The organism is Paenarthrobacter sp. CM16, assembly GCF_013179505.1.
Taxonomy (GTDB): Bacteria; Actinomycetota; Actinomycetes; order Actinomycetales; family Micrococcaceae; genus Arthrobacter.
In genome coordinates, this window is record NZ_JABMCX010000235.1 from 1 (window position 1) to 7,365 (window position 7,365).

The following is a 7,365-nucleotide window of genomic DNA, read 5'->3' on the forward strand; positions in this document are numbered from 1 at the left end:
GCCGGGTCCGCAGCCGCCTCACCGCAGACGCCCACGGGCTTTGCAGCGCCCTCCCGGCCCGTGCTTTCCTGGGAAGCACCTTCAACAGTGAGCTGCACCAGCCGAAGGACGGCAGGCTGCCAGGGGGTGTTGAGTTCGGCGAGGGGTCCGAGCTGGCGGTCGGCAGCCATGGCGTACTGGGTGAGGTCGTTGGTTCCCAGCGAGGCAAACCCGACTTCCCGCAGCACAGTGGCGGCAGTCAATGCAGCGGAAGGAACTTCCACCATGACACCCGGCGTCTGGATCCCGGCCGCGGCACACAGCGAGGCGAAACGGCCGGCTTCGGCAGCCGTGGAGATCATGGGGGCCATGACCCACACATCGGCCTCGGATTCCGAAGCGGCCCGGGCAATTGCCTCGAGTTGGCGCTCCAGGACCCCTGGTGTGGTGAAGTCGGTGCGGTAGCCGCGTACACCCAACGCGGGGTTGGGTTCGGTGGCATCGGTGAGGAAGGGCAGGGGCTTGTCCGCGCCGGCGTCAAGGGTGCGCAGGACAACCTTCTTGCCCGGGAAGGCATCGAAGACGGCCTTGTAAGCTGCGGCTTGCTCGTCCACGGAGGGTTCGGTGTCCCGCTCCAGGAAGCAGAATTCGGTGCGGAACAGCCCAACTCCCTGGGCGCCCAAAGCGGCAGCTGCCACGGCGTCCTTGGCTCCGCCGACGTTGGCCAGAAGCGGGACCAAGTGGCCGTCCGCCGTCGTGCCGTTCCCGTCGAATTCGGCGAGGGTGGCGGAGGTTTCCGCCCACGCGGTAGCGGCCGCGCGGTGCTCATCCGTGGGTGAAGCGGCAACGAAACCAGCCGCGCCGTCCACATAGATCTCGGTTCCATCGGCGATGTCGTCAACGCCATGTGCCGCCACCACTGCGGGCAGGCCGAGCGAGCGGGCGATGATGGCGGTGTGGGACTGCGGTCCGCCGCCTGAGGTCACCAGTGCCTGCACCACCGCGGGATTCAGTGTTGCGGTGTCGGCGGGAGCGAGGTCCTCGGCCACCAGGATGAAGGGCGTGTCTGAGGCGGGGATGCCGGGAGCAGGAACTCCACGGAGCTCGGCCACGATCCGGGCGCGCACATCCAGGACGTCCGTGGCGCGCTCGGCCATGTAGCCGCCCAGGTTGTGCAGCATTTCGGAGACGGACGCGCCCGCTTCCCAGATGGCCCTCTCAGCAGAGGAGCCGGCTTTGATGAGCTTGCCCGCCGATTTTAGGAGCATGGTGTCCTTGGCCATGAGGGCGGTGGCTTCGAGGACGGCTTTGCCGTCGCCGGAAGCGTTGTCCGCGCGTGCCTTGAGCTCGTCATGGACGGCCTGTGCGGCCGCTTTCAAGCCCGCGACGGCGTCGTCCGGACTGACGTCCGCGCCCAATCGTTCTCCCGACGGCGGTTCGCTCACCGGCTTGGGCATCTGGCGGACGGGACCAATGATGCGGCCAGGGCTTACCCCTACTCCTTGGAAATTCTGCACTGAATCCTCTGTTCCTGCTTGTGGTTCAGGCCTCCGGCGACGGCACCGGGAGCCTCGAAAACTAGCCTACAAAATTCCTTTGTGAGCCACTTCATATAGCAACGCTATAGGTGCTAGGGTAGCGGTTATGAGTTTCGATGACCAGCTTCCGCCCAAAATTCGGTTGCTTCGCGCAGCGGCCGAGTTGCTGGCGAATTCGGAGGGGTCAGCGGTCTCAACGCGCCAGATCACCAAGCTTGCCGGGGTCACGGCGCCAACGCTCTACCACCACTTTGGCGACAAAGAAGGCTTGTTCGACGCCGTCGTATCGGCCGGATTTGAAGAGTATGTGGCAGGGGAGCGGGATTTTGCACCGTCCGGGGAGCCCTTGGAAGACGTCCGGCGGATGTGGGACAACCACGTCCAGTTCGGGCTGAGCCAACCCCATCTTTACCTGGTCATGTTCGGCAACATCAGGCCTGAGAGTCGCCCGGCAATCGTGGCAGATGCTGAAGCACTCCTGGAAGAAATGCTGAACAAGGCCGCCATTGCCGGTCAGATCAACGTGCCGCCCCGCGAGGCTGCCCGCAGCATCTTGGCGGCCAACGTGGGCGTCACGCTCATGCTGATCGCCGAACCGGTGGAGGAACGGAACCTCGAGCTCTCAACGATGACCCGGGATTCCATGATTTTTGCTGTCTCCACGGACACCGCCCGTGGCGCCGCAGCGGAGGACTCCGGTAAGTCCTCGGTAGTTGTTGCGGCAATCGCCCTGAATGCGGCACTGCAGGCCTCGCATTCAGACCAACTTTCCAGCTCTGAACTGAAGCTTTTCCTTGAATGGCTTCACCGCATTTCCAGCAGCTCCTAAGGCTGCGCTCTCTCTCGATCTATATCGACTGACCCCGCGCCGCCGCGGGACACACGTTAGGAATTCACATGGCAACAGAGACAGTTGCGAAGCCCCGCACCAGCGTGCGCGTTGGTGTACAAAAGTTCGGCACCTTCCTGTCCGGCATGATCATGCCCAACATCGGCGCCTTCATCGCCTGGGGCCTCATCACGGCCCTCTTCATCGAGAAGGGCTGGTTTCCAGTCGCTGAACTGGGCGGTTTCGGCACCAATGCCGAGGGTGATCCCAACGGGGGCATCGTCGGCCCCATGGTCACGTACCTCCTTCCGATCCTGATCGCCTACACGGGCGGCCGGATGGTCTATGACGTCCGCGGCGGTGTGGTGGGTGCTATCGCAACCATGGGCGTCATCGCAGGCACGGATGCGCCAATGTTCATCGGCGCCATGATCATGGGCCCGCTGGGTGCCTGGACCATGAAGAAGATCGACGCCCTGTGGGATGGCAAGATCCGCCCCGGCTTCGAAATGCTGGTCAACAACTTCTCCGCCGGTATCTGGGGCGCGCTGTTGGCACTGGGCGGCTTCTACGGCTTGTCCTGGGTTGTCCAGCGCTTCACTGATGGCGCCGGTGCAGTGGTTGGTTTCCTGGTCAACAACGGCCTGCTGCCACTGACCAGCATCTTCATCGAGCCGGCCAAGGTCCTCTTCCTCAACAACGCCATCAACCACGGCGTACTCACCCCGCTGGGCATCCAGCAGTCCTTGGAACAGGGCAAGTCCATCCTGTTCCTGTTGGAAGCCAACCCCGGCCCGGGCCTCGGCATCCTGCTGGCGTACATGTTCTTTGGACGGGGCGCCGCCAGGGCTTCGGCTCCGGGCGCAGCAATCATCCACTTCCTCGGCGGTATCCACGAGATCTACTTCCCGTACGTGCTGATGAAGCCCATCCTGATCCTCGCTGCAATCGGCGGCGGCATGGCGGGCATCGCCACCATGGCCATCACCAACTCCGGTCTTGTGGCTCCCGCCGCTCCGGGTTCCATCATCGCGGTGCTCGCGCAGACATCCCGTGACAGCTACGTTGGCGTGATCCTGGCGGTCATCCTGGCCACGGCCGTGTCCTTCCTGATTGCCGCGGTCATCCTGCGTACGTCCAAGAACAAGGGCGACGACGACCTCTCCGCGGCCACCTCCCGCATGGAAGCCATGAAGGGCAAGAAGAGCTCGGTCTCCTCGGCGCTGACCGGCAACAGCGCTGGCGCCCAGGACGGCACCGTGCTCACCCGTCCGGTCCGGAACATTGTGTTCGCTTGCGACGCCGGAATGGGTTCCAGTGCCATGGGCGCCTCGGTCCTGCGCAACAAAATCAAGGCGGCCGGCTTCCCTGACGTCAAGGTCACCAACTCGGCCATTGCCAACCTCAACGACAACTACGACGTTGTGGTCACGCACCAGGACCTGACTGAACGAGCCCAGCCGAGGACGGCCAGCGCCGTTCACTACTCGGTGGACAACTTCATGAACAGCCCCGAGTATGACGACATTGTTGAGCTGGTCCGCAGCAGCAACACTGACGGCGCGGCTTCAGGCACGACGACGGAACCCGCCGCCGGCGCACAGCCCACCGCAGCTGCAACAACAGCAGCCCCCGCCCAGGGTGCGCATACCGCTGAACCGGCCGCCGCCGTCGAAGGTAAAGGTGTCCTGCTCCGCGAAAGCGTGATCCTGAACGGAACCGCAACGGACCGTGACGCGGCGATCGACGAGGCCGGAAAGCTCCTGCTGGACCGCGGTGCCGTGGATGTCAGCTACGTCCACGCCATGCACGAGCGCGAGGAATCCGTGTCCACCTACATGGGCAGCTTCCTGGCGATCCCGCACGGCACCAACGATGCCAAGGAACACATCAACCACTCGGCCGTGTCCATCATCCGCTACCCCCAGGGAATCGACTGGGGCGGCAAGCAAGTGAAGTTCGTGGTCGGCGTGGCCGGCCTCAACAATGAGCACCTCCACATCCTGTCTTCAATCGCCAAGATCTTCACCAACAAGGCACAGGTTGCCCAGCTGGAAGAAGCCACCACGGTTGACGAAGTCCTGGAGCTGTTCGGAAAGGTCAATGCATAGTGAAGGCAGTCCATTTTGGGGCAGGCAACATCGGGCGTGGCTTCGTGGGACTGCTGTTGCACGAGGCCGGTTATGAGGTGGTGTTCGCTGATGTTGCGGACGCGCTGATCAGCCAGCTTGCATCGGCCAGCAGCTACGACGTCCACGAGGTCGGCGAGAATCCGGCGGTCAAGACCGTCACCGGTTTCCGCGCTTTCAACTCGGGTTCGCAGGAAGCCGCGGTAGTGGAGGAAATCTCGACGGCGGATGTTGTCACCACTGCTGTGGGGCCGCACATCCTGAAGTTCGTGGCGCCGGTGATCGCCCGCGGGCTGGCCGCCCGGTCCACGGATTTGCCGCCGCTGCAGGTCATGGCCTGCGAGAACGCCATCAACGCCACGGACCTCCTACGCACGGAGATCCGGGCGGCCTGGGACGACTCGGCGGGCGACTTGGACGCCCTCGCGGTCTTTGCCAACACCGCTGTGGACCGCATTGTCCCCAACCAGGCGCCCGGTCAGGGCTTGGACGTCACGGTGGAGACCTTCTATGAGTGGGTCATTGACCGCACGCCGTTTGACGGAAATGCGCCGGTAATCCCGGGCGCTACCTTCGTGGACGAGTTGGGCCCGTACATTGAGCGCAAGCTGTTCACGGTCAACACCGGCCATGCATCGGCAGCGTATTTCGGTTACCAAGCCGGGCTGGAAAAGATCTCCGATGCCATGGCTGATCCGGCCGTGGCTGCCAAGGTCCGGGCTGTGCTGGAGGAAACCAAGGAACTGCTGGTAGCCAAGCATGGATTCGTTGAAGCCGAGCAGGAAGCGTATGTGCAGAAGATCCTGTCCCGCTTCACCAATCCGCACCTGCCGGACACCGTAAACCGGGTGGGCCGTGCGCCGTTGCGGAAGCTCAGCCGGCACGAGCGCTTTGTTGGTCCTGCGGCGGAGTTGGCAGAGCGCGGCGTGACGCCGGTGGCTCTCCTGGAAGCGATGTCCGCAGCGCTGCGTTTCGACGACGGCAACGATGACGAAGCCGTGGAGCTCGCCTCCTTGCTGTCCGAACTGGACGCGGCCGCCGTCGTCGAGCGGATTACGGAACTGACGGCGTCGCACCCGCTGTTCCCTGCGGTCCGGAAGCTTGTGGAGGACCGGCAAACCGAAGCCTAAACGCCATCCGAAAGTAACAAAGGCTCTCCAGCGGGAGAAAAATACGTGACTTCAGTCACAAAGACCCGCTGGAGGGCCTTTCGGTTTTGAAGTTAGCCTCACCTTACTAATAGAGTCAAAAAGCAATTAGGCAACACATCTATGACTTATTAGTGAGCGGAGTACCGGCGTGAAAAAGAGGCTGTCGAGCTACATCGGGGCACTGGCTGCAGGGGCCGCCTTGCTGACCGTTACGGCGTGTGGAGGCGGGGCAACGGCGTCTTCGCAGCCCGAGGAAGCCAGCACCATCACCATTGAGCACGCCCAAGGCTCCACCTCCAACGTTCCCGTGAACCCGGCCAAGGTTGTTACTTTCGATCTCGGCGTTTTGGACACCATGAACGCGCTCGGCGTCGAGCCCACCGGTGTTCCCGAGGCCAGCTACCCGGAGGCGCTCAAGAAGTTCTCCGAGGCCAAGTACGCCAAGGTTGGCTCCCTGAAGGAACCCGACTTCGAAGCCGTCAGCTCCGCAGCTCCGGACCTCATCATCGTCTCCGGCCGCACCGCCGGCGCCTACGAGGAACTGAGCAAGATCGCTCCCACCATCGATCTCTCCGTGGATGCGGCCAAGCCGATGGAAAGCTTCAAGGCCCAGACTGAGAAGCTCGGCAAGATCTTCAAGAAGGAAGACGAAGTCGCCTCCAAGCTTGCAGAAGTAGACAAGACGGTGGCAGAGACCAAGGCCAAGGCCGCCTCTGCCGGCAAGGGCCTGATCGTCCTGACCTCAGGTGGCGAAGTCACGGCGTACGGCGCCGGCTCACGCTTCGGCATCATCCACGACGTCCTGGGCGTTCCCACCGCCGCCGACGTCAAGACTGAAGGCTCCCACGGTGAGGCCGTTTCCTTTGAATACATCAAGGACACCAACCCGGACATCCTCTACGTCATCAACCGCGACACCGCGATCGGCACGGCCGGTTCCACCGCCAACCCCATCCTGGACAACGAGCTCGTGAAGTCCACCAACGCCGCCAAGAACAACAAGATCGTCAACCTCGATCCCGCCGGTTGGTACATCGTTGGCTACGGCTTGAACAACGTCCAGGCCATGGTCACCGCAGTGGCCGACTCCGTCGCCTGACCTTCCGCTTCACCTGAAATCCTGACGTGACAACTACAGCCGTGCGCCCCACGGCAGCAGCGAGCCGCAACCGGACGAGCGAAACCGCCCGCCTGGTTGCGGCTGCTGTCGTGGTGCTGGTGATCGCTGTTGGCAGCATCTTCGTGGGCGTCAGCGATGTTTCGCTACCCGCTCTGTTGGCCAACGACGCCGGTGCCTGGGAAATCTTTTGGGTCTCCCGGGTGCCGCGCACCGTTGCCGTGGTCCTGGCCGGGATGGCAGTGGCCGTTGCCGGGTTGATCATGCAACTCATGGCGCGAAACCGTTTTGTTGAGCCGTCCACGGTGGGCACCGTTGAGTCGGCCACTCTCGGGATCCTGGTGGTCACTGTGCTGGCTCCGGACTCTCCGATCCTCAGCAAAATGCTGGTGGCTTCGGTGTTCGCCGTCCTGGGTACGGCCCTGTTCCTGGCCATCCTCCGCAGGCTCCCTGCCCGGAACACCCTGTTGATTCCGTTGGTGGGCATCATGCTGGGCGGCATCATCGCGGCCGTCACTACGTTCTTCGCCTACCGTTTTGACCTCCTCCAAACCCTCAGCAACTGGATGATCGGCGACTTCTCCGGTGTGCTCCGGGGCCGGTATGAACTGCTGTGGATCGT

At 63.2% G+C, this 7,365-nt stretch carries 6 protein-coding genes; 5 read left to right on the forward strand and 1 reads right to left on the reverse strand.

All coding sequences use genetic code 11. From position 1 onward, the window contains the following. Positions 1-1,496: putative PEP-binding protein (locus HP499_RS17935; RefSeq protein ID WP_172325550.1), on the reverse strand; the 1,496-nt coding region annotated here is incomplete at its 3' end. A 127-nt stretch (positions 1,497-1,623) separates the two neighbouring features. Between HP499_RS17935 and HP499_RS17940 the strand changes: the two genes are divergently transcribed. From HP499_RS17940 to HP499_RS17960, 5 genes are all read left to right on the forward strand, one after another. Next, on the forward strand, positions 1,624-2,346 hold the full coding sequence (locus HP499_RS17940) for a TetR/AcrR family transcriptional regulator (RefSeq protein WP_017198635.1): 723 nt from the start codon (positions 1,624-1,626) through the stop codon (positions 2,344-2,346). A 68-nt stretch (positions 2,347-2,414) separates the two neighbouring features. Then, entirely contained in the window at positions 2,415-4,457 is a 2,043-nt protein-coding gene (locus HP499_RS17945) for a PTS mannitol transporter subunit IICBA (protein WP_172325551.1), read from the forward strand. Beyond that, complete coding sequence (locus HP499_RS17950) at positions 4,457-5,605, forward strand: mannitol-1-phosphate 5-dehydrogenase (RefSeq protein ID WP_172325552.1); 1,149 nt, start codon at positions 4,457-4,459, stop codon at positions 5,603-5,605. Before HP499_RS17945 ends, HP499_RS17950 begins: the two co-directional genes overlap by 1 nt. Before the next feature lie 169 nt (positions 5,606-5,774). Next, positions 5,775-6,725, forward strand: a complete 951-nt coding sequence (locus tag HP499_RS17955; protein ID WP_172325553.1) for an ABC transporter substrate-binding protein — start codon at positions 5,775-5,777, stop codon at positions 6,723-6,725. A gap of 26 nt (positions 6,726-6,751) precedes the next feature. Further along, the coding region (locus HP499_RS17960) for an iron chelate uptake ABC transporter family permease subunit (protein ID WP_172325554.1) at positions 6,752-7,365 on the forward strand (614 nt) is incomplete at its 3' end.